21 protein-coding genes and 1 pseudogene are annotated in these 25,454 nt (G+C 63.6%); 19 read left to right on the top strand and 3 right to left on the bottom strand.

All coding sequences use genetic code 11. The features are described from left to right. Window positions 1–64: 64 nt before the first annotated feature. The 16 genes and pseudogenes from ACFVAV_RS21580 to ACFVAV_RS21505 all read left to right on the top strand — a co-directional run. Window positions 65–226, top strand: a pseudogene (locus tag ACFVAV_RS21580) (hypothetical protein); the annotation flags it as partial. Then, the gene (locus ACFVAV_RS21575) at window positions 217–2,616 is read left to right on the top strand and encodes a hypothetical protein (protein ID WP_379036825.1); all 2,400 of its coding nucleotides are present in this window, start codon (window positions 217–219) and stop codon (window positions 2,614–2,616) included. The pseudogene ACFVAV_RS21580 and the gene ACFVAV_RS21575, both read left to right, overlap by 10 nt. Further along, complete coding sequence (locus tag ACFVAV_RS21570; protein WP_379036824.1) at window positions 2,613–3,512, top strand: phage tail protein; 900 nt, start codon at window positions 2,613–2,615, stop codon at window positions 3,510–3,512. Before ACFVAV_RS21575 ends, ACFVAV_RS21570 begins: the two co-directional genes overlap by 4 nt. 627 nt (window positions 3,513–4,139) lie before the next feature. Continuing rightward, on the top strand, window positions 4,140–6,503 hold the full coding sequence (locus ACFVAV_RS21565; RefSeq protein WP_379036822.1) for a hypothetical protein: 2,364 nt from the start codon (window positions 4,140–4,142) through the stop codon (window positions 6,501–6,503). Next, window positions 6,497–7,087: a hypothetical protein gene (locus ACFVAV_RS21560; RefSeq protein ID WP_379036821.1), complete on the top strand. Its 591-nt coding sequence runs from the start codon at window positions 6,497–6,499 to the stop codon at window positions 7,085–7,087. Before ACFVAV_RS21565 ends, ACFVAV_RS21560 begins: the two co-directional genes overlap by 7 nt. A 39-nt stretch (window positions 7,088–7,126) precedes the next feature. After that, window positions 7,127–7,660, top strand: coding sequence for an SUKH-4 family immunity protein (locus ACFVAV_RS21555; RefSeq protein WP_379036819.1), 534 nt, complete (start codon window positions 7,127–7,129; stop codon window positions 7,658–7,660). Window positions 7,661–8,470: 810 nt separating this feature from the next. Continuing rightward, window positions 8,471–8,740, top strand: a complete 270-nt coding sequence (locus ACFVAV_RS21550) for a hypothetical protein (protein WP_379036818.1) — start codon at window positions 8,471–8,473, stop codon at window positions 8,738–8,740. A gap of 48 nt (window positions 8,741–8,788) precedes the next feature. Further along, window positions 8,789–9,352, top strand: coding sequence for an Imm1 family immunity protein (locus tag ACFVAV_RS21545; RefSeq protein WP_379036817.1), 564 nt, complete (start codon window positions 8,789–8,791; stop codon window positions 9,350–9,352). 155 nt (window positions 9,353–9,507) lie between these two features. Continuing rightward, entirely contained in the window at window positions 9,508–11,061 is a 1,554-nt protein-coding gene (locus tag ACFVAV_RS21540) for a phage tail protein (protein ID WP_379036816.1), read from the top strand. A 26-nt stretch (window positions 11,062–11,087) separates the two neighbouring features. Then, window positions 11,088–12,128, top strand: a complete 1,041-nt coding sequence (locus ACFVAV_RS21535; RefSeq protein ID WP_379036815.1) for a hypothetical protein — start codon at window positions 11,088–11,090, stop codon at window positions 12,126–12,128. Then, window positions 12,031–13,212: a hypothetical protein gene (locus tag ACFVAV_RS21530; protein WP_379036814.1), complete on the top strand. Its 1,182-nt coding sequence runs from the start codon at window positions 12,031–12,033 to the stop codon at window positions 13,210–13,212. Before ACFVAV_RS21535 ends, ACFVAV_RS21530 begins: the two co-directional genes overlap by 98 nt. 47 nt (window positions 13,213–13,259) lie before the next feature. Then, window positions 13,260–14,261: a hypothetical protein gene (locus ACFVAV_RS21525; RefSeq protein WP_379036813.1), complete on the top strand. Its 1,002-nt coding sequence runs from the start codon at window positions 13,260–13,262 to the stop codon at window positions 14,259–14,261. Window positions 14,262–14,299: 38 nt separating this feature from the next. Beyond that, on the top strand, window positions 14,300–15,583 hold the full coding sequence (locus ACFVAV_RS21520) for a hypothetical protein (protein ID WP_379036811.1): 1,284 nt from the start codon (window positions 14,300–14,302) through the stop codon (window positions 15,581–15,583). A gap of 289 nt (window positions 15,584–15,872) precedes the next feature. Next, a complete protein-coding gene (locus ACFVAV_RS21515; protein WP_379036810.1) occupies window positions 15,873–16,310 on the top strand; it encodes a hypothetical protein in 438 nt (145 codons plus the stop codon). Window positions 16,311–16,876: 566 nt separating this feature from the next. Further along, a complete protein-coding gene (locus tag ACFVAV_RS21510) occupies window positions 16,877–18,415 on the top strand; it encodes a hypothetical protein (RefSeq protein ID WP_379036809.1) in 1,539 nt (512 codons plus the stop codon). A gap of 79 nt (window positions 18,416–18,494) precedes the next feature. Then, on the top strand, window positions 18,495–19,793 hold the full coding sequence (locus tag ACFVAV_RS21505; protein WP_379036808.1) for an acyltransferase family protein: 1,299 nt from the start codon (window positions 18,495–18,497) through the stop codon (window positions 19,791–19,793). 15 nt (window positions 19,794–19,808) lie between these two features. Here ACFVAV_RS21505 and ACFVAV_RS21500 read toward each other — a convergent pair whose 3' ends face one another. After that, window positions 19,809–20,387: a cysteine hydrolase family protein gene (locus ACFVAV_RS21500; RefSeq protein WP_379036807.1), complete on the bottom strand. Its 579-nt coding sequence runs from the start codon at window positions 20,385–20,387 to the stop codon at window positions 19,809–19,811. A gap of 78 nt (window positions 20,388–20,465) precedes the next feature. Here ACFVAV_RS21500 and ACFVAV_RS21495 point away from each other — a divergent pair, with 78 nt between their 5' ends. The 3 genes from ACFVAV_RS21495 (at window position 20,466) to ACFVAV_RS21485 (ending at window position 22,838) form a co-directional block, all read left to right on the top strand. Then, window positions 20,466–21,455: a GlxA family transcriptional regulator gene (locus ACFVAV_RS21495; RefSeq protein ID WP_379036805.1), complete on the top strand. Its 990-nt coding sequence runs from the start codon at window positions 20,466–20,468 to the stop codon at window positions 21,453–21,455. Between the two features lie 297 nt (window positions 21,456–21,752). Next, a complete protein-coding gene (locus ACFVAV_RS21490; RefSeq protein WP_379036804.1) occupies window positions 21,753–22,004 on the top strand; it encodes a hypothetical protein in 252 nt (83 codons plus the stop codon). Window positions 22,005–22,568: 564 nt separating this feature from the next. Next, window positions 22,569–22,838, top strand: a complete 270-nt coding sequence (locus ACFVAV_RS21485) for a hypothetical protein (protein WP_379036802.1) — start codon at window positions 22,569–22,571, stop codon at window positions 22,836–22,838. Between the two features lie 79 nt (window positions 22,839–22,917). Here ACFVAV_RS21485 and ACFVAV_RS21480 read toward each other — a convergent pair whose 3' ends face one another. Both ACFVAV_RS21480 and ACFVAV_RS21475 read right to left on the bottom strand, forming a co-directional pair. Continuing rightward, a complete protein-coding gene (locus ACFVAV_RS21480) occupies window positions 22,918–23,631 on the bottom strand; it encodes a helix-turn-helix domain-containing protein (protein WP_379036801.1) in 714 nt (237 codons plus the stop codon). A 95-nt stretch (window positions 23,632–23,726) separates the two neighbouring features. Continuing rightward, complete coding sequence (locus tag ACFVAV_RS21475; RefSeq protein ID WP_379036800.1) at window positions 23,727–25,430, bottom strand: FAD-binding protein; 1,704 nt, start codon at window positions 25,428–25,430, stop codon at window positions 23,727–23,729. Window positions 25,431–25,454: the final 24 nt, after the last annotated feature.

The following is a 25,454-nucleotide window of genomic DNA, read 5'->3' as shown; positions in this document are numbered from 1 at the left end:
TCTTCTCGAAGAGCACAGCGAGGCAATCGAATACGACCTGATCGCCTTTGGGCTCCGGCTGCGGATGCTCGGCACCGACGTACTCAGCTGGGCCGATCTGCGAGCGATCGTCAAGCACCTTCCGCTCGAGTCGGCGCTGCTTCGGGTGATGTATCCGGAGGGCAGTCGATGGCAAACCGCTGAGCACTTGCTGGCAGATGTCGCAGACAGTCTGCGTTGGTTGGCCTGGGCCCGTACCGACGACGGCCGGCGTGGGCGCAATCGACCAGAGCCGATCGCTCGTCCGGGCAGGAAATCGGATCGCGAACGTGTCGGCACGGCTACGGAACTCGATCAGATGAACGACTTCCTCGGCTGGAACGGCTAGGTGGCTGCAGCCCCGGAGCGGTCGAACGCAGAAAGTGGATACCAATTGTGAAGAAGAAGCGCCCAACGGCGATGACATTGCCGGACGTTCTTGCGATGACCACGAGCGGCCAACCGGCTCCGGGAAAGCGGATCGCTCTGCCGAGTGGGGCCGTCTGGGAAGGCGGCTTCGGCTCGGGCACTGCGACGATCACCCTGGCCGACGAAGACCCGATCACCCTCGGCGACGATGGTCGAATCCCGCCGAACAACCTGATCGGCGCCGGTCTGTTCGGGGTGCTCGACAGTGTCCTCTCCGATGTACTCGGCACACAGCCGGGTGCTATCGCCGAAAGGGTGGCTGGGCAGGCCATGGACCTGCTCCGCCCCGACGGCGACGAGACCGACACCAAGACTCGTCTGATCAAATTCTCCTCGAAGACGACACTGCTCAATCCGGCGAAGGCCGATAAGGGTGTCGAGAACGTAGTAGTCGAAAACCCTGTCGGTTACGCCGGCGGCGGCTCGGTGCGGGGACCCGGGACCGGCAGCAGCGACTCGATTCTGGCCCGGTTGTCCAACGGTGAATTCGTGGTCAACGCGGCCGCGACTTCCAACGCGCTGCCGCTGCTGGAAGCTATCAATGCCGGCTGGGTTCCCTCAGCCGGGTATTTGGCCGGAATGCTGCCGGGCTTCGCCGACGGCGGTCTGGTCGGCGGGACCCCGATGGGAGATCCGCAGCGCTGGCGTGATCTGCTCGGAACCGGGCTGATCGCGGATGTGCTCGGCGGCGTCGGCGGTGCGGCCATCGACGCGGCAGGTGCCGTCGGGGCAGCGCTCGGCGGTGCGCTGGCGCCCGTCTTCGGAATGGGCGGGCCACTCACCCGACGCACCAACGACCCGGTGAAAGTTGACCTGAGTCAGCAGGATTCATCGGCTCTCAGCGCCACCCCGCCCCTGTCGGCGGAGCTGAACGTCCAGCCGCAGGGCGTCATGAACGTGGCGCCTGCCTTTGCACAGCCGTCGACGACCGCGAACACCGGATCGGTAGCGCCGCTCGCGTCGCTGTCCGAGGCGCTGACGGCGGGGATCATGTCCTCGGCGACAGAAGCCGGCGGACGGGTTGGCTTGGCGCTGGGCGAGGCGATCGCTCCCGCATTGGGACCGGCCGGACAGCTGGCACCGGAGATCGGAAAATCTCTCGGTGAGTCGATCGGATCCAGGTTCGGGGGTGGGTTCGCCGCCTCCATGTCGCTGAAGACCCAGATCGAACCGATGCCGACCGATATGTCGGTCGAAGGCGGAGCTGGTGGCGCGGTCGCGCCCGGTGGTGCTTCGCCGACGACGGTGACCAGCTGGGGTGGTGGCGATGGCGGGTCGACCGGCGGTGGCAACAGCGTCGTCGTGACCGGCGGGTCATCCGGCGGCGGTGTGACAATCCTCAGCAGCACCGGCGGAACAACGGCGAGTGGCGCGTCCACCACTCCGCGAACCCCAAGTCTCAGTGAGGGACTCACGGGAACGAACCTGGCTGAACCCCAGTATCTGAGCACGTATGGCGGCGCCGACTATATCGATCGCGCTTCGATCGTCGGCAGCGAGCTGGCGAGCAACTTCGGCAAATCGCTCGGTCTCACCGACACCACTGCCCTGCGTGAGGCCGGTTCTAGGGTAGGAGCTCTGGTTGGCGCCCTGGGCATCCCGTCCATCTCTGACGCGCTGGCGGCAGACGGCGAGCTTGCCAAGCAACTCGGCATCAATCCGGACGACGAATTCTTCCTGCCGTTCGAGCAGCAGAAGGCCTTCGATTTCAGCGAAGGCGACAATCTGTCCGCGGGCATTTCCGGATTTCTGTCCGGCGCCTCGTCGGGTGGCTTGGTCAAGGGCGTCACCGGTGCCGCCAAGGGCCTTGCCCAGGACGCGGCAGGGCAGGTCGGCAGCTTCCTCGGCGCTGGTCTGGGTACGGCGATCGCCGGGCCTGCCGGTGCCGCGATCGGTTCCGTGCTCGGTTCGATCGCCGGATCGGTCGTCGCGGGCAAGGCGGTCGACCTCGTCGCCAAACCCGTCGAATGGGTGGCAAGCACCGCCAAGGAACTTATCGGCACCGGCTTCGGTCTGACGGACCTGGCCGAGGGGCCAGGCGGGCACACCGCCCGCGGCGACATCTTCAATTTCAACGGTATGGACCCCAAGAGCGTCGCGATGTCCATCGCCCGCGTCCAGCGCCGTCAATCGTTTGCGCAGCAACGCGGAGGAGGGCTCGGGCGATGACCCACCAATTGCTCAGTACGCAGGACACCAAGATCGTGGTGTGGGACGTCAACGGCCGGGTCTGGCACCTGGCGGGCCCGAATGCCGGGCGTGAGGGCGTAAGGCTCTCGGCCCAAACAGGATTCATGTTCGCGCCGGTCCAGCTGCTCGCCACCGAAGGTGCCCGCCAGGACGGCGCCACTTTCACTCGGTCGGTTCGCTGGAAGAAGGAATGGGACTTCCTGGCCATCATCTCCACCGCGGCCGGCGCACGGGAATCCAACCCGGTTCGCGAGTTCCACGCCGTGCACGATGCGTGGTTCCGTGGGTGGTCCACCGACAAACCAGTCACGGTCGGCTACTTCACCCGGCACCAGGGTTGGCGATTCCAGCAGTTCCAGCTCGACAGTGCTCCAGAGCCCTCGGGCGATATCGATCCGGCCCGCAACGGGTTCGCCATGTACAAGATCTCGGCGACCGCCATGGACCCGCTCGAACGCCACTTCGATGAGACACAGGTCTGGACCAATGCCTCGGGCACCGGCGAGGGCGTCCTCCGCCTGCGCAACGCAGCCGACCAGCCGGCGTGGCCGCGCTACACCATGAATGGCCCGGGACGCTGGTCGATCCTCGACCCGGTCCCCAGCGACACCGGCCAGCCGCGCATGGTGCAGACCCCGCGCCTGACGGCCGGCCAAACCCTGCGCATCGACACCCATCCGCGCCATCGCACGGCTCGTCTCTACACCGAGGGCAACACCACAGGCGTCAATGTGTGGGGCCAGCTCGCCGGCCGCCGCTGGCTCGCCTCGCTGGACCCGTGGACCAGCACCGACATCGTGGTGAAGGTCGAGGACGGGAACGCCGAGTCGAGCGTCATCGGGGCGGTGACACCGCGGTCGTCACGACCGTTCTGATTCTGCCTTCCAACTGAACATCGAACGAGAGAGAGCCCAATCCCTGTGCAGGGGTTGGGCTCACTCGATTCCTAAGGAGGTATCGCCATGCCGGTACCAGCGCCGGTCGTGGCGTATGACCATTCTCAGTTCTCCGAGTGGCTAGCGTCGTTGACTCCGTTGGGAGCCGAGTCCAACTCGAGTTCTTCCCGAGAACAGCGGGTGCACAGCCGAAATGGGATGACGGCCGCTTCGGCGGCGCGGGCGTACGAGCGGGTGCTCGGGGTTCGTGACATGGACAGCCGTTCCCAAGACCGTGTTCAGACGGCGCAGTTCGTAGCTGCCCCGCTCGAGGACCAAGGCCTGCCGATGATCCCGGGTCTGACCACTGACGATCCTAGGTTGTCGGATAGGCCAGCGGTGCCGACGGATCTGCCGCCGGCCCAACCCCCCTCGCAACCAGCCGCTCCGGCCCCCATTTCCCCTGTGCCCGCCGCGGCGCCAACACCGTCGGCGTCCCAACCTCAGACCGCACCGACCAGTCCAGCCCCGGCACCTGCGACAACCAGCCCGCAGCCGGCATCGACAACTGCACCGGACGTGACGCCGGCACCTACTGCCGCAACACCGGTCAGTCAGCCCTCATCGTTGACCAGCTTGATGCTGGGTGTGCAACAGCCAGTCGTCGGTCAAACCCTGAACGCTGGCCTGCCGGATGTTGTGAACTTCGCCCAGCACGCACCGGTGAATCCGGGTGATTCCACCAGCTTCGCGGGAGTCGCGACCGTCACCATCGGTAACGACCACACGACCATCACCAGCACCCACAACCCGGTTACCGGCGACATCGATACAAAGGTCCGAGATAAGTTCGGCGCGCCGGCATCTGAGAGCCACTCCAAAATCGTGCCAGGCACCGGTGGCTTGACTCGTGATACCACGATTATCGACAAGTCCGGAATTTCCGAAATACGAACTGTTGACGACGGACAGGGAAATCTCATTACCTGGACGGCGAATCCCGATGGTTCGCATTCGGTGCACTACCACAAGTCGAACATTATCGTAGTCGAACCTGCGCCGGGATCATCTACGCCTACTCAGATTATTCAGTTGAGCCCGGATGGGACAAGCGGCCACGTCACGATGTGGCATAGCGACGGTAGCGCCAGCAGCGCCGACTTCAGGCCGAGCCTGTATGGAACGCCGGTCACTGAGTACACCAGCAGCGAAGGCACTTCGCTCGAAGTCCTGACAGTTCCCGGACGAACCAACGGTCAGCCGATCAGCATCGTGACTGATGCGATGGGCAACCGGGCGGTAGTCCAGCCCGATGGTACGACAACAGCGGTTGATAAATACAATACGGCCCTCGGTGGTCCCGGGTATGGCAACAAATTCGACCCATCGAGCGCTACCTGGGTCACCGATCCGATCACCAGTCGGGGGCCAATGGTTCGAGTTTCCGATGGGACCTCGATCCAGAAATGGTACGGACGAAAGCCCGACGGATCGAAATATGAACTCGACGCCTATTTCGACGAACAGGGAAACCTCAGAGGTATCGGAAACGCTGATTCCAAAGGCATCAAGTACACATCCTATGGTTCCATCGACGGCATATTCGTGCCGACCGACACGATCGACCTCGACGCCGGAAACGCGATAGATAATCGGCAGCTTGTTTACGACGCGGTCATGGTCGTATTCGGTATCCCTGAATTGGCGATCCTCGGTACGCGACTCGGTGTCGGCATTGGTGGCCGGTACTTCGGGAGCCAACTCGCCGGCCAGGGAGCTTCTCTGACCGGACGCGAACTCGCGGTTGCCGGGTTGGGCGCAGGCGATGCCCTCACGGGTCTTGCGGGCGGAGCGCGAGCGGCCAGGAATCCGGCTCTCCCATCTTCGACTCCCCAATTTCAGGCACCACGGCCAAGCCCAACACCGGCGCGGATTGAGTTGCCACAACTGTCGGCCAATGCGCCGAAGCTACGACCGAACAGTCCGGCGCAATCCCCGATATCTGTCGCGGCGAGTGTGCCGCGGGATGTCTACTTGCGTCCGGGGATGGGTGCTCCGCTGTCGCAAGCATTGAAATCTGAGGCCCAGATTGGGCAGGCAGTTCGAGACCTCAATATGCAGGTTGAGCAGCTGCTAATGCTTGAGACGCGAGCGAAGACGATGGTCTCCGCAGGAGCGCGCAGCACTTCTGCGGAGCGACACGTAGATAGTGCGTTGAATGTCGGAGGTCGGAGCAGCACGCCGGCAGCCCAAAATACCCGAGCAGCAACGCGCGACATTCGAACGACAGGTGTCAACTCGAATCCCGGAATCCCGCGAAATGGCGGATACGGGCCGCGGAATGGTCGAGTTGGCAGCGGGACTGGAGGTGTGACGCCAGGTGCCCCGCGCGGTGGAGGCACGTCACCATCGCAGAACTCTATTCAGAAGACGCTTAAAACTAAGAAACGCAACAAAAAGGCGGATGTCGCACCCAGTGGGGGATTGGCGCCCAGGCTGAATTCGGATGGGAGTTACACTATCTTTCTGGAAAGGAAGAATAATTGGAGTAAGGCAGATTTCCGACGAAAAATAGCCGTATTGAAAAGAGCTTCGGACAAAGGCGCGCTGAGTCGAAAGCCGGATAACCAGCCGACTCGACATGGCAACGCGCAGAGTTCAACCAGGACTACGTTGGAGAATTCTATCAACAAAGACTACAGCGATGAACTCCGGGAAATTGACCGAAGATATGCGCGTAAAGTTATCGATAAGGACGATCGCGACCGCATGCGCAACGAGGCGGCAGCACTGCATGCGCGAAGGCAGGAGCGGCTGAAGTCGAAAGAGATGGACCACCTCCATGAACTCCAATTGAACGGACTCGATGCTCGTGGTAATATCGGACCGATCGAGGGTATTACTAATCACGGGGTAGGCCAGCAGATCAGGAATCAGTTGCGTGCTATTCCGGGGGGCACCACAATCAGGATCGAGGTCTTAAAATGGTAAAATCGACGCTCATCGATGTGGCAAGTAAAGTGACTGCCGTTCGGAAGGCAAGCGCGAATGATCCGGTCGCACTCTCTAGATTTCCCCCGGGTAGCGAATTGGATACTGTGCGGATCCTCGAGGAGTATTGCGAAGAGGTGCACCGATGTGTTGATTGCGGCGATGTGCCGGCATTGGTATTGACGACGCTGGAAAGTCTGCGCATTCCTACATCGTTGATCGAATTGAATCGAATTACGAGTGGTCCAAGCGTGAGCGGATTGAGTATAGGTAGTCGTTTTGCTAAGGGTGACATCATGGATGAGGACGGGGAGGTATATAGGATAGAGGAACACTGGATCAACGTTGGGATCGCGAGCAACGATACCTTTCTGTTGAACTTGACCACCGAGGAAGTCATGTTCTCTGATCAGTATTTCTGGCGGTATGGCGAGGGGAATCGCTCTCGAGTTGTTGCGCCGGATATGTTGACATTTGTTAATGAATACATGTTCGGCGCCAAATATGTCGAATTGGTGGATCCGTCCGAGCTGGAGGATCCGGAGGGGTGGTATGCAACCCTGGTCGCGAACGGGTGGGCATGACATTGTGGAAACCTGGCTGTCCTCCAAGGCGCCGCTGTAGTGAGTGACTATATCGCCGGCCTTCGTGAGTGGGGCGAGCATACAGGCGCACGAATGTTTCCGGCAATGGAGTGGAAGGATACTTTCAGGGTCCCGCTTTCGGCGTATCCACCAGTGGATTTTCTTCCGTACGAAGTCCCAATTGTTTACACAACGCGAGTGGCGAATGAGATGCCATTGTACAGCACCGTCCTGCTTGAAAACCATGTTGACGACGAGCGGAACGCGAGAAAGATGGTACTCATCGGTTCGGTGCCGGACTGTCCAGACATGCTGTTCTTGTTCGATCAAGATACCGGTGCTGTAGTGAGTCTCGACACTCAAGAGCCAGCTCCACAATTTGTTAACTCGACTCTTCGGGATTTCGTCGAATTCCTGTATCGGTTCTCAAGCTGCTTCGCCGACGGGCCAGGGGGGACTGAGCGCTTTGGCGAGCTCCCGGAGGAACTGTCGCGAAACGATCCAGCGGCGTTCGAGGAGAAGAGTTCTTGGTGGCCAATGATCTTCAATGAAGTGATGCTGGTCGGCGAGTAGGTTGATGCCGTGAAGTGGAGAGGATGGCCGGTCGATAACCGGATCGAGTGACGGGAACGGCAAGCTTGGTCTTTTCTCATCCCGCCGCCCGAAGACATGTCCCCGTCAGCTTGAGGTTCCATGAAGGGAATGCCGCCATGAGTCGATTTGCGGAGGTTATTGTGCTTGCCAGTGATGGATGGTCTGCGATGGAGCCCTTGACGGTGCCTGATCCTGATCGGGAGTGGCATCAGTGTTTTACGCCGGTGGATGACTCCGTTTTCGAGGGAACCCGCCAAGGATCAGGCGACTGCTATATGTGGGTTGCGCAGTTTTCTCGGTTCAACTGGTGGGGATTGCTGGGATATCTCGAGGGTCTCGATTGGCCGGATCCGTACTCGGTGCAGGTCTTGATCCGAGACGAGGAAGACAGTTGCTTCGGACTATGGATGCTACTAGGCGGTCGGATGACCGAAATCCCACTGGCCGGCACGGAGAGAATCCCGAGCGATCGGCTGATAACGGGTGGCGTGCTTATCAGGCCGGAGAAGTATGTCGAGCCCTCGGCGGGCGAGTCAGACTAGTCCTCTTTGGGAGCATGTTGCATCTCGGGCTGATTAGACGTGCTGGTTATACGCCAAATTCACTCGAAGACTGGTCATATCGGTGGCGAGTCGATGTCCAAAGGGAGGTAATTGTATGGCGGAAGTAGGGGGAATTACGAGCGGCGATTCAAGGACGATTGGTTTTGTTCTGACTTGCCTATTCTGCCAGGCTATTAGCTTGCGAGATCTGCGTGAATGGGCGTTAGGAGTTGTAACTTCGAACGAGATGGATCGCATCCCGGAGTACATCTTCGAGCTTGTCGATTTCAAAGGACCACTCGCCGATGTCGTGCTCATCGTGGGCTTCTCTACCGACACGCCGGAGCTCCTTGCTATCGAGCCGGCGGTGTACGGAATCGCATACGTTAGGGGAGTCGATGTGTATGATTCGCCGTTGACTCGAACCACTGCTGAGGAAGCGCTTCGGAACAGGAGCGATGTGCTCGACGAGTTTCGTGCGACGTTCCCTTTTATTTCCGCCTTCCCCGAGCCTTAGTCGTCCTCCGTGTGACAGATATCGTTCAGGGGCAAAATTCTCGGGTCGATGTCATGTCCTTATCTCGTCTCTCCCGGTAGCACCTTGCAGGTATCGTGGTGTCAAATGTCGATAGGCTCGGAGGGTATCTTGAACTCGATTACTGCATATTCGTTGCCCCGGCATCGTGATGATCCAATTGTCGTACGCTCGGCCGAAGACTTGACGTCTGCTGTCGATGAACTTGTCGACGCTGGTAATGAATATTGTAACTACATGTCTGTCTTCGTGACTGATCCAGCGGGGGTTCATGCGGTATATCTCGGTATAGGAATCCACGCAGCTAACGGATCTGGAAGCCTTCTCCTCCAGGGAGAAGGAGGGGAATATTATACGCAGGGTTCCGATACATCCCGTGCTGCGGTCAGCTATTTCGATTTTGGGAATGAGCGGATATTTCCAGGTAATTCGCAGATCGAGCTCGGTAAACTGAAGCGGGCTTTGATCGAATTCTACGACGGTCATTTCGTTAGACCTTCCTGTGTGAAGTGGCAGGTCTGGGTAGGGCTCGAGAAGGATGTAGACGATGTGAGTGATTTGCCTACGAGCCTGGCAGACCCGTGGAGCTCTTGAAGATCAGAGAGGTCGTCTCGAATGTGGTCGAGTCAGTGGTGACTGTAAATCCCGGCCGGTAATTCGACTGAACATATAGCGGACCAACCCAACCTGACCCGATTCGGGTTGGGTTGGGTTTTTTTATACCCAGAATCAAGGAAAGGTGGTGGAGGATGGGTGTTTGGGAACCGCATGCGGAATCGCGGCGGATGGATGAGATGTTCCGGGTCGAGCAGGAGGATGCTCGGGATCAAGAGGTTCTGGTCCGGTACTGGGACAAGGACATGCAGGAGGTGGGGGAGGAGCGGAGTTACCTGTCGTTGCAGGTGAGTTTTCCGCGGAACTCGGCCGGCGGGTTGAAGATGATCTGCCCGCGGGACATGGTGCACTTCGACCATCTGTTCGGCAATCATGCGGACACAACCCTGCCGATCACCGTGAACACCAGAGGGTTTCGGTGGGACGGGTATATCACGAAGGCGTCGATCGTCCGGGACGACAACGGGGTCGAGACGGTGGACATCGAGGCGATTCACGCCTGGAACCATGTGTCGACGATCTGCTGCTGGGCGAGTCCGTTCGCACCGGTGCTGGCGCAGTTCCCCCGGCATCACATCTTGTTCGGTCCTGTCCGGACGCTGGTGACCACGTACCTGACGATGAATCTGATGCGGTTGCAGGGGAACACGACGTTTCCGATCGCAGTCGTTCCGGTCGACCCACGGACCGACACGAGCCGGTGGAGCGCCGCCTCCGCGCGATTCGACATGGCGGACAAGTTGTTCCGGCCCATGCTGGAGGATTCCGGCGTCATGCTGACGGCCCGGTTCTTCCTACCGGGTGAGGACGATCAGCCCGCACCCGAGTGGTTCTACCTCGACAAGCCGACCGTGGTGTTGGAAACCGTGGACAAATCGGGTGTCACCGGCCCCACCGGGACACTGTGGGACGGGATCGTCTCGTGGTTCGAGGAGTTCGCCGACGACGGCACCACCCCGATGCGTTATCCGAACTTCGACTCGACCAGCGAGTACGAAGCTGTCTACGGGACGCCGGGCAAGTTCGGCACCATGCGGAACCTGCCTTGGGTCTGGTACTTCGACGGCGAGTATTCCGGGATCGGAGCCTCCGAGGTAGCTCTGCATAAACCGACGGCGACCGACATCATCGTCGGTGGTCGTTCCCCTGGCTGGGTGAATGCCGGCATCGAGATGGCCATCAAGAGCTTGCTGTCGCTGATCGGCTTGGACTGGCTCTACCGAGGTCAACTCGACGACGTGTTCCTCGCCTGGATGGTCTATCGGGACATGGAGCGCGTGCGCAAGGCCGGACCGTATGCGTTCCGCGAGCTGTTCATCACCGGCAGCGACAAGGCTTTCACGCTCGACGGCTTCGTGGCTGCCAGGCAGGGGCTGCACCTCACGCGCGGTTACACCAGTCACAAGGTGACCATCCAGGACAACGCGCCCTATCTGATCGGTCGCGACTTCGGGCTCGGCGATCAGATCGGTTTTGCCCTGGGCGACAAGGTATTCACCGATTTCGTCACCGAACTGACCTTCACCGACGACCGCGAGACCGCCGCGATGTGGCAGATCACGGTGGGTGACGGGTCCGACGAAGAGGATCCGGTGGTCAAGGCTTGGCAGCGACTGGGCCGCGTCGCCTCCGCGATCAAGGACCTGTCCAGCGACGTCGGTGCCGACCTGGACCTGCTCATCATCTGAAATCCCTCACGTAGAGGAGAAAATCTATGGCGGATATCAGTTTTCCCGCCCATATCACCGCCCGGCGCGCACCCGACATCGATGGGCTGCCCGTTCTCACCGCTAAGGTCGATGTCGCCGATGACGTGCACGACCTACCACTTCCCTCGGGCCCTGCCGGTCCGGAAGGTGTGCGCGGCAGACCACGCAGCACGTTCCGCAAGATGGAGACCATCCCGGACGTGGCCGCACGGCCCGCCGGACTAGGCCCGGAGGATCGTGGCAAATGGTGGCACCGGCTCGACGACAACGGGATGGATGTGTGGACCGGCTCCGGCTGGGAGCATTCGCCCGACGCGGTCGGCCCTGTCGGCCCTGCCGCTGCGGCCAATTCGATCACCGTCACTCCGACGAAGCACAGCGAGACGCTGACTGTGCCTGCCATCGAATTCACTGGCACCGGAGCTGATCAGCAGCTGCACTCGACCGCAGCGGCAGGTTTGCCAGGTCCGGTCGGGCCCGCCGGAGCGTCCGGCACCATCACCATGGCCGAGGATTACGAGACGACGACCGGGCCCAGCCATGGCGGCGTGTTCGCCTACGACCGGGTCACCCGCCGATTTCGGTCCGCGTCCGCGCCCCTGGGTACCGGCCCGTGGGCCTGGTACCAGGAAGATTTTCCGACCGAGATCGTGGCAGCGGTAAGCCGCATCGATGTCGCGACCGTCAGCATTCCCGCTCAGCCCTTCGCCTGGCGCCCCCTGGTCTATGGCCATGCCTACGTCTACTCGGTGAACAATGGCGCGCAGACAGCGGAACTGGCGGTGCGGCTGAATAATTCTCAGGGGGCGCTGGTTGCCACCACTCCGGCAGGCAGCGGTGGCTGGATGTATCTACCCGCAGCGCCGTGCTTCCGGGACGGCACCACCACCCGCGCGCTGTCGCCGTCCGCGGACTACGCGCAGGTGCCCGCCGGACAGTCCGTCGAGCTTGTTGTCGCGGTCGATCGAATCGGCACTGGTACCGCCAATATCGGGTTCCGCTCGGATCGCTGTTCTCTCGTCGTCTTCGCCGAACCCACAGAGTGAGTTGAAAATGGCTACTGTAGGAAAATATTTCGAGTCCACGCTGGTGCGCGGCATCGATGAAGGTATCGGGCGGGCCGGCGTCGTTCAGGCGATGCAGGGCACGCCGCGTTCCGGCGACCTGGAACTGATGACCGGTCTCGCCGGTCCGGCCGGGCCCGCAGGTGCGGCGGCGAGACCGTTCCGCTGGGAAGGTGACATCGCCGATCAGGCCGCGCTGTCGGCGCTCGGATCCAAACTGGGGGTCGCGCAGGCGGGCAAGGCCTGGCGGGTGCTGTCCGCGGGCACGCTTGTGTATTGGAACGGAACAGGTTTCGACAGCTTCGCGGAAGCTTTCGGTGCCGCCGGACCCGATGGCGAGCCGTGCTCGGTGTCCATCGGCACGGTCGAAACCGGACCTGTCGGATCCGAGCTGGCGGTCACGGTCACCGGCGCGGCGCCCAACCTCGTGCTTAATCTGGTCGTGCCAAGGGGAGTGCAAGGCGCCAAGGGCACGACCGGCGGGCCCGGGCCGCTCCGCCAGTCCACCGACTATCTCGACGGTGCTCATCCGGACCGAGCGGTTCCGGTCTGGGACGTCGGTCTCAGCAAATGGAAACCGGTGCCCTATCCGGGCCTCCGTGGCCCGTGGACGATCAACGATGATGTCGCCTGGGACGGCAACGCCGGCTTCGTGCCATCCCAGAACAACATCTCGGCTGCCACCAAAGTCGTCGCGCAGTTGAATGTTCCAGCTCAGGACACGGCCTGGCGGCCGATGGTCTTCGGCGGAGTGGTGGTGCGGTCGGTGGAGAACTATGACCAGTTCACCACGCGGATCGACGCGGAGGTCCGGATCGGATCGGCGACCGGCCAGCGAGTGGCCCTCGGTTCGGGGCAGGTCACCGGTGCGCACACCCGCGCGCGGCTGCAGCCGTTCCTCGGTGTGCGGAATCTGACGCCCGACAATCCGATCGGCGTCATTCCCGCAGGTCAGAACGTCACGCTCTATGTGGTGCTGAGCCGGAACGCCGGCACAGCCAACTATGACTACATCATGGACGACTCGGAGGTCGTCTGCTTCGCCCGACCCGTGGGGGCAGTGTGAGTACCGAAAGTCAGACGGAAGTATTCGACGAGGACGTCATGATCACCATGCGTGGCGTCGCCGACTCGGTCGGTCTGCCGTACACGGTGAATCCGGTCGAATTGGTGGACCGGGAGGTGCTGATCGAGCTGCGGGAAGGGCCTTCGGGCCCGTCTGGCCCCGAAGGCGAGGCTGCTTGGCCCTGGCAGTGGCAGGGCGATGTCGACGACGTCGCCGCGCTCACCTCGCTCGCGCTGGGAACCGACGACGCGCGCAAGGCCTGGCGCGTCGTCGCCGAGAACGCGGTCTATTACTGGACCGGCCTGGAATTCATCGCGTTCGAGGACGCGTTCAGGAAGCCGGGCCGCCGCGGCAAGGCAAATGTCTTGTCCGGCAGTGCGGTTGCGGGCGCCGTCGGCGCCGCTGCCTCGGCGCGCGTTGTCGGGACTGCTCCCGACCAGCAGGTCGAGATCACCTTCCCGCGTGGGGCAGCGGGCCCGCAGGGCGACCCCGGTGCAGCGGGCCGCATTCAGGATGCGGCCGATGTCCTGATCGATGATGACCGTCCGCTCGGTCAGGACCACGTGCTGGCGTGGGACGCCACGGCACAGAAGTTCCGGCCGATTCCGACTCCGCGCCCGCGCGGGCCCTGGGTGATCGGCGAGAAGCAGTTCCTTTCCGGGCAGAATCTGAAGGAGCAGAAGAAGGTCATCGCCTCGATCACTATTCCTGCTCAGCCTACGGCGTGGCGACCGCTCGTCGAGGGTGCTGCGGTACTGCAGTCGGCGTCTCCCACACGCTGCGATGTCATGGTCCGCGTCGGGAGCATCGACGGCGAAGTCGTCGGGTATGGCTGGGGCCACTCGGTCACTCGCTTGGCCTATGTGCACATTTCGCCCGGTTGCGGGTCCGCCTACCCGAATCAGCCGAGCCCGACGGTTGGTGTCGTGCCGGCGAATCAGACGGTGACGCTGTATGTCGTGGTCGACCGCGTCACCGGCACCGGTACCTACAACGTTTTCAGCAACTATTCGCATCTGCAGGTTCGTGCGCTTCCGCTCGACGCGTGAGGCGTTGCGCCGCCACTTCTTTCGAAAGGCATTGATCCATGGCTGATCTGCCCCCACTCGATTACGGAAAGGTCGTCGGGCGGTTTCTCGCCAATGTTATCGACGGCCCCGATCTGGGTGAACTGCCCGAGTTTCCCCCGCTGACCGGCACGATCACGTTCACCGCCGACGCGCCCAAGGTGCTGGTTCCCGGTGCGCAGCCGAGTCCGGCCACCTATGTACAGCTGCCGAAGCACTACGAATGCCAGCTCGACGAGTTCGGGTACCTCACCTGGCGCGGCAAGCGCGGCGTGCGGCTGGTTGCTCCCGGTCCCGCGACCAATCCCGCGGAGTGGACGTGGCGGGTGTCGTTCGACCTGTCCTACGACGGTGAGCGAATTCTCTTGGAGTCGTTCAGCTTCAATGTTCCGAAGTATGTCGCCGGCCCGGATCCGGAAGACCCGGACGTCGCCTCGACGGGACTGGTCGACCTGACCCTGGTGTCACCGGTTCCCGCCTCGGCGGGCAACGCTGTGGTGATGGGTCCGCGCGGGGCGGGAATCCAGATCGACGGCCAGGTGAACACCTATGCCGAGCTGCCCGCCGGCGCGGTCGACGGCAGTCAGTTCGTGGTCAAGTCCGACGGGCTGCTCTATCTGTACGACGAGGTCAGCGGCTGGACGCCGAACGGCCAGGGCGTGACCGTTCGCGGTCCGGCGGGTACGACGCAGTGGTCGGGGATCAGCGGGAAGCCGGCGACCTTCTCGCCGACGATCGGATCGTCGGCCACCACCGCCGTCGCTGGTGACGACCCCCGTCTGAGCAACGCCAGGCCGCCGACCGCGCACACCCACTCTGTCACCGAGATCACCGGCGTCACCGCAATCGCCGACGCTCTCCTCAGCTCGACCGACGAAGCCCAGGCTCGCACCGCTATCTCGGCGGTGTGGACCTCGGATCCGCGGCTGTCGGACGCTCGCACGCCGACAGTGGCAGGTCAGGCGTACGACATTGCCTTCAAGTCGCACAGCGGTGTTCGCGCTGCCGGGGCGGGCAATATCGTGCCGGAGGGGGTCCGGGTCGAGCGGCCGATCACTGTTTCCAATGTCACCTATCGTGGAGAGACGGCGGGCACCGGCAACCTGGTGGTCGAGCTCAGGAAGAACGGCACCGCGATCGCGGGAACCTCGGTGACAATCGCGGCGGCCAATCATGCGCTCGATACGACGGTGTCCGGTACATGGAGTTTCGCTGTGGGCGACCGGATTACGGTGCAGGTGACGACTGTGGACAGTCCCGCAGGGCGTGGACTCCAGGCGAGTTTGCGAGGGGTGACGGTGTGATGCCCACCTTGCAGATCGGAGGGCCGGTGGTGACATGGCCGCCGATGCCTGCTCAGGAGGAAACCCCGGTGGGCGAGACGCCCGAGTGGGCTACGGCTGAGTCTGGGTATCCGGGAGCGATTTCGGGGGTCGATCCCGAACCTGGTTCCGAACCGACACCGCAGCCCGAGTCCGAGCCGGTCCCGGCGCCCGAGTCGGCACTGGAGCCTGAGACTGCGGCGGAATCGGAACCGTCGACCCTTGTCGACCAGTCTCCTGCGGAGCCGAACTCAGCGGAGGTGAGTAGCTGATGCCGCACATCTTCGTCGGTGGCGATGTCTTCGCTCCGTCCGCGATGACGAAGAACGGCACCGGGACGATGGGCGCCTACAACACGTGGACCGTCGTGAGTGGGTGGACCGCCGACACGGCCGGCTACCCCGGCTCCCAGGTGTCAGGCGACGGGCTGGTGGTGCAGAGTGGCGGCGCAGCCGTGCCATTGACCGCCAATGTCGTCGTCAGCGGGGCCATGACCACCGGAAACTTCCAGGCCAGGTTGTTGGTTGGCACAACGGTGGTTGCCACCGGCACCGCGGTGTCCGGCACCGGCGGCACGTTGGTTGTCAGCGCGAGTGTGCCGTTGGTGGCAGGTTCCGTGGTCACCGTCGAGACCTGGCACACCATCCAGTCGAGCGCTTGGCAGGCAACCATCACTGGTGGTGCAGCGACGTTCGTGCGGATCGGCTGACTTTTGGCTGTGTGACAACCCGGCAGGTCGGCGGTTCGCCGGTTGATCATCGACTGAGTGCAAACGAGTATGGCCCAATCCCGATGCGAGGGGTTGGGCCATACTTGCGTTTACGGGTTCTCAGCCGCCCTGACTGAACGTCGACCATGTCTTCCAGCCTGCGGAAGTCGTTGATGTTTAAGGTGTACAGCCGCGCTGAGTGTGCGTGCTCGGTTGCGGCGATGATCAAATCCATCGTTCGGGCGCGCGGCTGCGGGCCGACCTGCTATTCGGTGAAAGTCAACTCACACGGATCTTTCGCTCCGAGCTCGGTATGACGCCGGCCGTGCCCTATCTGAGGGACTGGACAACGATCTGGGTGCGGCGAATCAGTCGCCAGCGATAGCTCGCGCTGAGGCGGAACGGTCCACACTCCTCGCTGGAGTGTGGGCCGTCTTCTCGTTGCGGGGCGGTCGGCAGCCGGCAGAGCTGGGTGACAGCGGTGGGCTGACGGCGTTTCGGCGGTCGGCGCTAGGATCACCAGCTATGTGTCCGGTCGACCTTGTTCGAATTCTTCGTGGTGTGGTGTGACGAAAACTGATCAGGCTGTTGCCGATCCGATCGACACGGTGGTGGGGGAAGCGCAGTTCGGTGATGCGCGGCGTGGTCACGCGCGAGTTTTCGTGGTGGCTTGGCTTGCGTATGCCACGGCTCTGCTGGTGAGCAGTCGGGACCTCTTCACCCGGATGGTGTACGAGGAGGGGGACGCCGCGACGGTCTCGATCCAGGTGCTCGCGGCGAAGGATTTCGAGCTGCTTGTCGGCAACTATTCTCGGGTCGGGTTTCATCATCCTGGGCCCGCGTTCATCTACGTGCAGGCGTTCGGTGAATGGCTCTTCTACGACGTTCTGCACCGGGTACCGACACCGTGGAATGGGCAGGCGATCGCCATTCTGCTGCTCAACGCAGCGATGATGGCGCTGGTACTGAGCATTGTCCACGACTGGTATCCGTCGTGGACGCTCGTTGCCGGGCTCGCCGGGGCGAGTTTGTTGTTTCTCGCCGTGTACCGCGAACTGATCAGCGCTCTCTGGTTTCCCTCTGTATATTTCGCTCCGTTCCTCGTCTTCCTGGTCGCGGTGTCCTCGGTGGTGGCTGGGCGCACCAAACACCTCTGGGTCGCGGCGCTCGCCGGAGGGTTGCTCGTCCATGGACACGCGGAGTTCCTGTTCTTCGTGCCGTCGCTGGGCGGGGGGGCGCTGTACCTCGTATGGCGACGCAAACTGGCGGTCGCCGCGAAGGACTGGTGGATGTTCGGCGGGACAGCTGTGGTGTTCGCCGCGCCGATCATGCTCAACACGATCGTGAATTTCCCTGGGGAACTGGTGAAGTACGTCAGCTACGGCGGTGGACACGGGATTCACCTGCCGTGGACGGCGGTGTCCTACACGGTGCAGTTCTGGGGGCCGAACCGCGTGGCCGGCATCGTCGTCTTCGTCGCGCTCTTCGCCCTCGTGGTGCTGGTGGCGCGCGGAGAGAAGTTGGTGGCGAGTGGTGTGGCGTTCTGCGCGGCGACTGTGGCATTGATGTCGGTCTACGCGATGATCGGCATCGATCAGATCAGCGAGGCGTATATCGGCTACTTCTTCTACGCGGTACCGCTGTTCATGTTCCTACTGCTCCTGGTCGGTGTTACTCAGCGGGCCGGCGGACTGCGGTTTGTCGCCGTCGGGCTGCTCGTCGTCGGGCTGGTGGTGAGTGGGCTGACGAACTCGCTGGCCAATCGGCGTCACGAGATGGTCGGCATTTCAGCTACTTTGGAGGCGATGGCTCGGGAGGCCGGAAGTCGGCCGATCGTCTTGGAGCGCCGGCCACACGAAGCGTGGGCCGAGATGGTTCCCCTCGTGTTGGGCGGAGCGCGGAGTGGGATTCGGGTATGCGCCGACGATGCCGAACAGATGGAACTGCTGGTTACCGCCGCATTCGTCTGCACCCCAGGCGAATTGGAGTCCGGTGCCCGCTTCGTGGTGTCGAGAAAGAATGCCGGTGTTCCCGTCGGGCAGGTTGTCGGCGAGATCGGTCGGGTGCTCGGCGCTGAGCAGAGTTGGGTGACGGTGGTCGGCTGACGGCGTTTCGGCGGTCGGCGCTAGGATCGCTGGCTATGCGTTTGTGTGAACCGGTTCGACCGGCTAGTGGTCTGGCGCGATGAAATCTGTTGAGGGGGGCGCTCATTCGGCCGATGCGGTCGAGGAGCGAGGACGTACCCGTGGTGGCCGGTTCGAGTTCCTGGACGCGTTGCGCGGGCTCGCCGCACTGGCGGTGGTGATCGAACATTTCACGGACCCACTGTGGCCGTCGTACGGTCGATTCATCAGCCAGTATTTCAATTTCGGCGTGTTCGGTGTCTTTGCCTTCTTCATCGTCAGCGGCTACATCATCCCCGCATCGCTGGAGCGGGGGCGGTCGCTCGGCGCGTTCTGGGTAGGTCGCTTCTTCCGGCTGTTCCCGCTCTTCTGGGTTTTCCTGATCGCGGCGGTGGTCCTGCACTACGCGGGTATGTACGGCGGGCCGCCGGGCTTTCTGGTCGATCCCGTGTGGAACCTCGCGACGAATGCCACGATGGCGCATTTCTTTCTCGCCGGCCACTATTCGGAGATGCTCATCGTCGCGTGGACACTCTCGTACGAGCTGGTCTTCTACGCGTTCGTGTCGCTGCTGTTCCTCGGCGGGCTCAACCGTCGATCGGTGCCGGTGGCCTGCCTCGCGATCGGTTCGATCCTGTGCGCCGCCCTGTTCCTGCCGACCGCGATGATCAGCGGCCCCGACGCGAACCTCGCCACTCGCCTGACAGTCGCGGCGGTGACGGTGGTCGTCGCGGTCATTTTCGCGTACCGGGCGGCCACTAGACGTTCGGCAGGCGCGGCGGTCCTGATCGCCGTACTCGCTGTCCCGTTGGTGCTCAACCAACCGGGTCCGTCCGGGTACTCCGTGGCGATCTTCGCCACGATGTTCGTCGGGACGGTTCTCTATCGGATGACCGCGGGCGAGATCTCCGCCTGGGCCGGCTGGGGAGTGTTCGGGCTCGCCGTGTGTCTGTTGCTCGCGCCGCGACTCATTCAGCACCCTGTCTCGAACTCCATGGGCGCCACGGAATGGGGCGGCTTGGAGGGGCCGGCCTTCACGATCGTGGCCGCCTATCTCCTGTTTGCGGCGACGCTGCTGCTGCGCAGGTATTCCTTCCCTCGCCCGCTGCTCTTCCTGGGGCGGATCAGTTTCTCGCTGTATCTGGTGCACGGCCTGGTCAACAACGCGGTTCCCAAGTGGCCGGAGTCGGTCTTCGGGGGCAATGCGGCCTGGCTCACCTGGTGCACGTGGATGGTCGTCGCGATCGGCCTCGCCACGTTGAGCTACAACAAGATCGAGCAACCATTACTCCGTGTCGGTCATCGACTTATGGCCAAGATGGATGCGCGAGCGCGGCCGGTCCCGGCTCCGATTGCCTGAGTCGTCCCTGGCTGGTCAGTGCAGCGCCGCGCTGGTTGGGACCACGACGGCGTAGAGGTCGGCGAGGGTGGCGAGGGCGCTGGCGTGGAGTTGGTCGGCGGGGACCTTGCCGAGGGGGCGGGTGGCGCAGGCGTTGGCGACGACGGTGGGTTTGTTGCCGCGGAGGAAGGCGCCTTCGGTGGTGAAGGTGACGCACATGTGGGTCATGAAGCCGGCGACGATGACGGTGTCGTTGCCTGCGGCGTCGACGAGGTCGCCCAGGTCGGTGCCTACGAAGGCGTTGGGGACGGTTTTGACGACTACCTTTTCGTCGGCGGTGGGGGCGACCCTGGGGTGGATTCGGCCGATTTCGGCGTTGATGTTGTAGGGGGTTCCTTCGCCGCCGTCGTTGATGACGTGGATGACTGTTGTTCCTGATTCCCTTGCCTTGTCGAGCAATTCGGCGGCGGCGTCGAGGGCGGGCGACCAGTCGGTGAGTTCCATGACGCCCTGGGTGTAGGTGTTCTGGTAGTCGATCAGGATCAGGGTGGAGTCGGCCAGGATGGCGGGGGTTTCGTCGAAGCCGTTGAGCTGGCGGAGGGTTGTCGAGGTCATGATCTTCACGGTATGGACCGGCCGGAATGTCGGCAATGTCATGTAACCTGCAGATTCGGACATGGCAGTGGAGGGATGATGGGGACGACTGATCGGCTTGTCGTGATCGTGCTGTTCGATCGGGTCGATCTGCTTGATGTCACCGGGCCGCCGGAGGTCTTCTCGTTGTTGCAGCGGGAGATGGACGAGCCGACGGGGTATCAGGTGGTGCTGGCTGCCGAGAGCATGGAGCCGGTCACCACGTCGGCGGGTGTTCGGGTGTTGCCGGATGCGACGTTCGCGGAGGTTTCGGGTCGGCGGGTCGACACGGTGGTTGTCCCGGGGGCGGTGGAGACCGACAGTGGTCGCCGGGTGCGGGCGGTGGTTGATCCCGAGGTCGTCGATGCGGTGGCGGTGCTGGCGAAGGGGGCGCGGCGGGTGGCGTCGGTGTGCGTCGGTGCGCATATTCTGGCTGCCGCCGGCCTGCTCGACGGGCGGCGGGCCACCACGCACTGGTCGACCGCGCAGCAGCTCGCGGCCGAGCATCCGGCGGTTCGGGTGGATGCGGATCCGATCTACATTCGGGACGAAAACATCTGGACCGGAGCGGGTCTCACAGCTTGTCTCGATCTGACGCTGGCGCTCGTCGCCGATGATTTCGGGGACGAGCTCGCGCTGCGGGTCGCCCGGCAGTTGGTGATGTATCTGAAAAGGCCTAGCGGCCAAAGCCAATTCAGTGTTTCGCTCGAGCCGGTCTCGACGACGCGGCGCATCGACGACCTTCGGCACTACATCGCCGGAAATATCGCGCGTCAGCTGACCGTGACGGATCTGGCCGAGCACGCGCATGTCGGTGAACGTCAACTCACGCGGATCTTTCGCACCGAGCTCGGCATGACGCCGGCCGCGTACATCGAATCGGCGCGGGTGGAAGTGGCTCGGCATCGGCTGGAAACGACGGATGAAACACTCCAACGTGTCGCTGCCGCTTGTGGTTTCAATACCGTCGATACGTTGACGCGGGCGTTCCGGCGACGGCTGGATACGACGCCGGCGGAGTATCGCAACAGGTTTCGAATCGCCGGATGACGCCGGCGCCGGTGTCTCGTGCGATAGGCACAGAAGTGCTGTGAACTGTATCGACGGCTCGGACCGGTAGGTCCGGAATTCGGCGAACGGTCAGGGGTTGCCGCGCTCGTGAGTCGCTGCCGAGTGGTTGATGTTTCGTATGGATGCTGGTCGGGCGGGTGCGGCTGAGCGCGTCGGCTCGGTTCCGGCTGTCTTGCCCCCATTTCATCGGTCTGCCGGGCGGCCTCGGGCCGCTGTTAGACATCTCGTAGGGGCGGAACGTACTCCGCCGAAAATCTGAAAGATGAGGGGTTCACAATGAGCAAGATTCGTGTCTTCGGGGCAGCTGTGGCAGCGGCGGCGAGCATTGCGATGCTTGGCGCGGGAGTGGCGGCCGCCGCGGACGAGCCGACCACCGGCTCGGCCGATGCGATCCTGACCGGGCTGGGCACGGGCACCGCGGAGACCGAGCCGGTCGCCGAGGAGCCCGCCGGCTCGCTCGAGGGTCTGGATCTGGCCGCGCTGCTGGAGTTGCTGAGCAGCGGCTCGGGTGAGGCTCCGGCCGAGTAGTGCGGATGCGCGGGCGCCCGCCCGGTCGGCGGGCGCCCGTCCCGAAGTTTTCATACCGTTCACTTCAGGCCCACCGTTCGTAATTCTCTCGTGATATATATTCGGCGATACGTCTGAAGGAGAGAATGTGAACAACGCCATCATCGCCGATACCGGTTCCGCCACCGAACTGCTGGACATCGTCAACTTCCTGAGTCTGATGTCTTCGGCCTCCGGTAGCCTTCTGCTGGCCTGAATCGGTATCCACACGGCGCCCGTCGATTACTCGGCGGGCGCCGTGTGCTGTCTGCAGGGAGAAATCCACCCGTGTCGGGCTCGGTACTGCTCGCGATGGATTCCGGCCATAGTTTTCCGCACGAAGATTGCTATGCGCGAAGCTTCCAGGTGTGACGTAGATCTACCCCTGGCTATGTATTCGCAGGTCGGTGAAAGTGTGCGACGCCAATTAGTTGCCGCACGTTTCACTTGTGTTCATAGACACGTATGTACCCGAACATCTGGTCTGCTAAACATATTCGCGCCAGCCGATTTCCGGTTCGGTGACAGAACTTCAGGAGATTATCAATGCGCAAGATGCGTACCCTCGGCATTGTCGCCATCGCGGCGGGCATCATCTTCGGTGGCACGGGTGTCGCCTCGGCCGACGAGACCGTTTCGGGCTCGGCCAACCTGGTTACCGGCCTGAGCAACCTGCTGAGCACCGGCTCGGGCGAGACCAAGCCGCTGCCGACCGCCGTTGCCGACGACGAGGCCGTGTCGGGCTCCGCCAACCTGGTCACCGGCCTGAGCAACCTGCTGAGCACCGGTTCGGGCGAGACCAAGCCGCTCCCGTAATCAGTCACCAGCGTGCGAAGCCGCCGCGGTGAGTGCCTCCTGGCACCTCGCCGCGGCGGCTTTTTCGTTTCGGCGGTAGCTACCGCGCGGGGATCAGGCGGTAGAGCCACCAGGGGCGGCCGGGGAAGGCCGGGTCGTAGATTCGCAGGAGCATGCGGCGTTCGATGCCGGTGCTGCGTTCGCGCACGCGGAGGTGGCGGCGGGCGATGTCCTGGGGGCGGACATCGCTGGTCCACACGGGATCCCAGTCGGGGGATTGACCGCAGGATTCGGTGATCGCGGTGACGCGCTGGGTGGGGGCCAGCGGGGCGAGCATGCGGAAGGCGTGGACCAGGAGCTGGGCTTCGGTGGTCCAGTCGATGAAGACCTTCTTCGCCGCTGGGTCGAGGAACATCCACTCGAGCATGTTGACGCCCGCGCCGAGGCCGGGGAACATGCGCTGGTAGTCGGAGTTCGCGGCGAGCAGGTCCATGGTGGGGAAGCGCTGGAAGCAGGCCGGATGGGTGAGGCTGGCCAGATCGGCCAGGTCCTCCGCGGACGGCGAGACCGGCGACGTGCCGGAATCGAGGGCGGGCAGGCCGAGTACCAGGATGTGCTTGCGATACCAGAGCGGCACATCCAGCGAGTCGAAAAGCCGCTGCAGCATAGCGGGATTCGGTACCAGAGCACCCGACTCGATCTGACTGATCAGCAACGGCGCCATTTTCGCGCGCACGGCGAGCTCGGTCCGCGCCAGACCCGCCGCCATCCGCCGCTCGCGCAAATAGACACTGAGCGCAGTACTTTCACCCATCACAACCCCCGAGCTCACCCCGCACCGACGGTATTCCCCAGGGTACGCCGTGGGATGTCGCGCGAACCTCTCGTTCGCGCGACATCGTCGCCGGGTCAGCGACCGCCGACGGCGTGCGCGGCCACCCACACCCGGGCCGGGTCGTAGGTGTCGCGAACATGCTGCAGGCGTTGCCAATCGGCGGGGGCGAAAGCGGAGGCCGGGTCGACGGCGCGGTCGGCGAAGTTGAGGAAGGACGCGCCGCTGGTCCAGGGGCCCAGCGCCGCGACGATTCCCGCGGTGATGGTGTGGCCGAGGTCGACGAGTTCCGGTGTCGGCGCGGGAGATACCGCGAACAGGGCGTACTCGCCGGCGAGGTGGGAGAGCGCGGCGTGCTGGGGGCGGGCGAGCGCGCCGCCGAGGTGGCGCAGTTCGGCGAACATCAGCGGGATCTGGACGCCGGGGCCCGCCACTGCGAGCAGAGCATCGACGGCCTCCGGCGGGAGCTCGGCGAGCAGGGCGTGATCGCTCACGGCCGGGGTCGGGCCGGGCGGGTCCATATGCACATCGAGCATCGCGGTGACCGGGATGCGGCCGAAGGTGTCGAGTTCGGGGGCGAGGGCGCGCAGTGGGGCGAGAAGTTCGGCGGCGCGATCGTCGGGCTCGAGTACCGCGCCGTCGACGACGACGAGACTGCGGCCGGCGAGGAAGGGCGGCAGTTCGGGCAGCGGCGGAAAACGCAGGAGCCGCACGGAAGTCGTGACCGATTCCGGGAGCGATGTCGTCCAGTCCGCCCACGCGGCCAGCACCTCGGGTGCGCGCTCCATATCCCAGAGCAGCATGCCGGCGAAGACCTCGGCGAGCTCGAGCAGTTCGATCTCGATCGCCACCACGATGCCGAAGTTACCGCCACCACCCCGCAGTGCCCAGAACAGATCGGGGTGCTGGTCCGCGGTTGCCCGCACGAGCGAACCATCCGCGGTGACGAGCTCGATCGCGCGGACGGCCGAGGCGGCCAGGCCGTGCTCGCGCCCGTAGAAGGACAGCCCGCCGCCGAGCAGGTAACCCGCGACCGCGACATCGCCCGCGCTGCCGTGCAAGGCGGTCAGTCCGTGCGGCGCGGTCGCCGCGATCACGTCCCGCCACAGCGTGCCGCCGGTGACGCGGGCGACGCGGGCCGCCGGATCGACGGTGACGCCGGTGAATTCGTGCAGTCGCACGAGCAAGACATCGTGGAAGCCGACGTCGGCGAGCGCGGCGGCCGCGTGCCCGGTGCTCTGCGGGGCGATGCGCAGGCCGGTCGCGGTGGCGGCTCGCACGAGTTCGACGACGTCGTCGGCCGAGCGCGGCACGGCAACGGCGGCGGGCTGCTGGCGGACGGCGAGGTTCCACGGCAGGCAGGTCTCGTCGTAGCCGGGGTCGCCGGGGAAGAGGACGGTGCCGAGGGCGCGCAGGGCGGTGAGGTGCGTCGTGGTCGGGTTCATGATCGGGTCCTTCGAATCGGAATCGGAGTGGGTGAACGGCACCTGCGCCCTGAGTTCGACGAGCATGCCCGGCAGCGCGAGGTGCGCGACATCGACCAGTTCGACGGGCACGGGCGTGCCGTCGAGCCATTCCTCGACGAGATCGGCGAGGTCGGACGCGTCGGTGGGGGCGCAGGTGCGCACCCGCAAACGCGTGATCGATGACGCACCGAGCCCACGCGCGGCGAGCGCCGACTCGAGCCGCGCGAAGGCCAGGCACAGCTGTGCCGTGGCGTCCTCGGCGTGCACGAGGCGGCCGGACTCGTCGACGGGTGTCGTCTCGATGGTGATGGTCACGGCTTCAGATTCGCCGGATCGCCC

Source organism: Nocardia sp. NPDC057663, assembly GCF_042799895.1.
Lineage (GTDB): Bacteria > Actinomycetota > Actinomycetes > Mycobacteriales > Mycobacteriaceae > Nocardia.
Note: the sequence above shows the minus strand (reverse complement) of the source record. Positions and strands in the feature narration are given on the sequence as shown.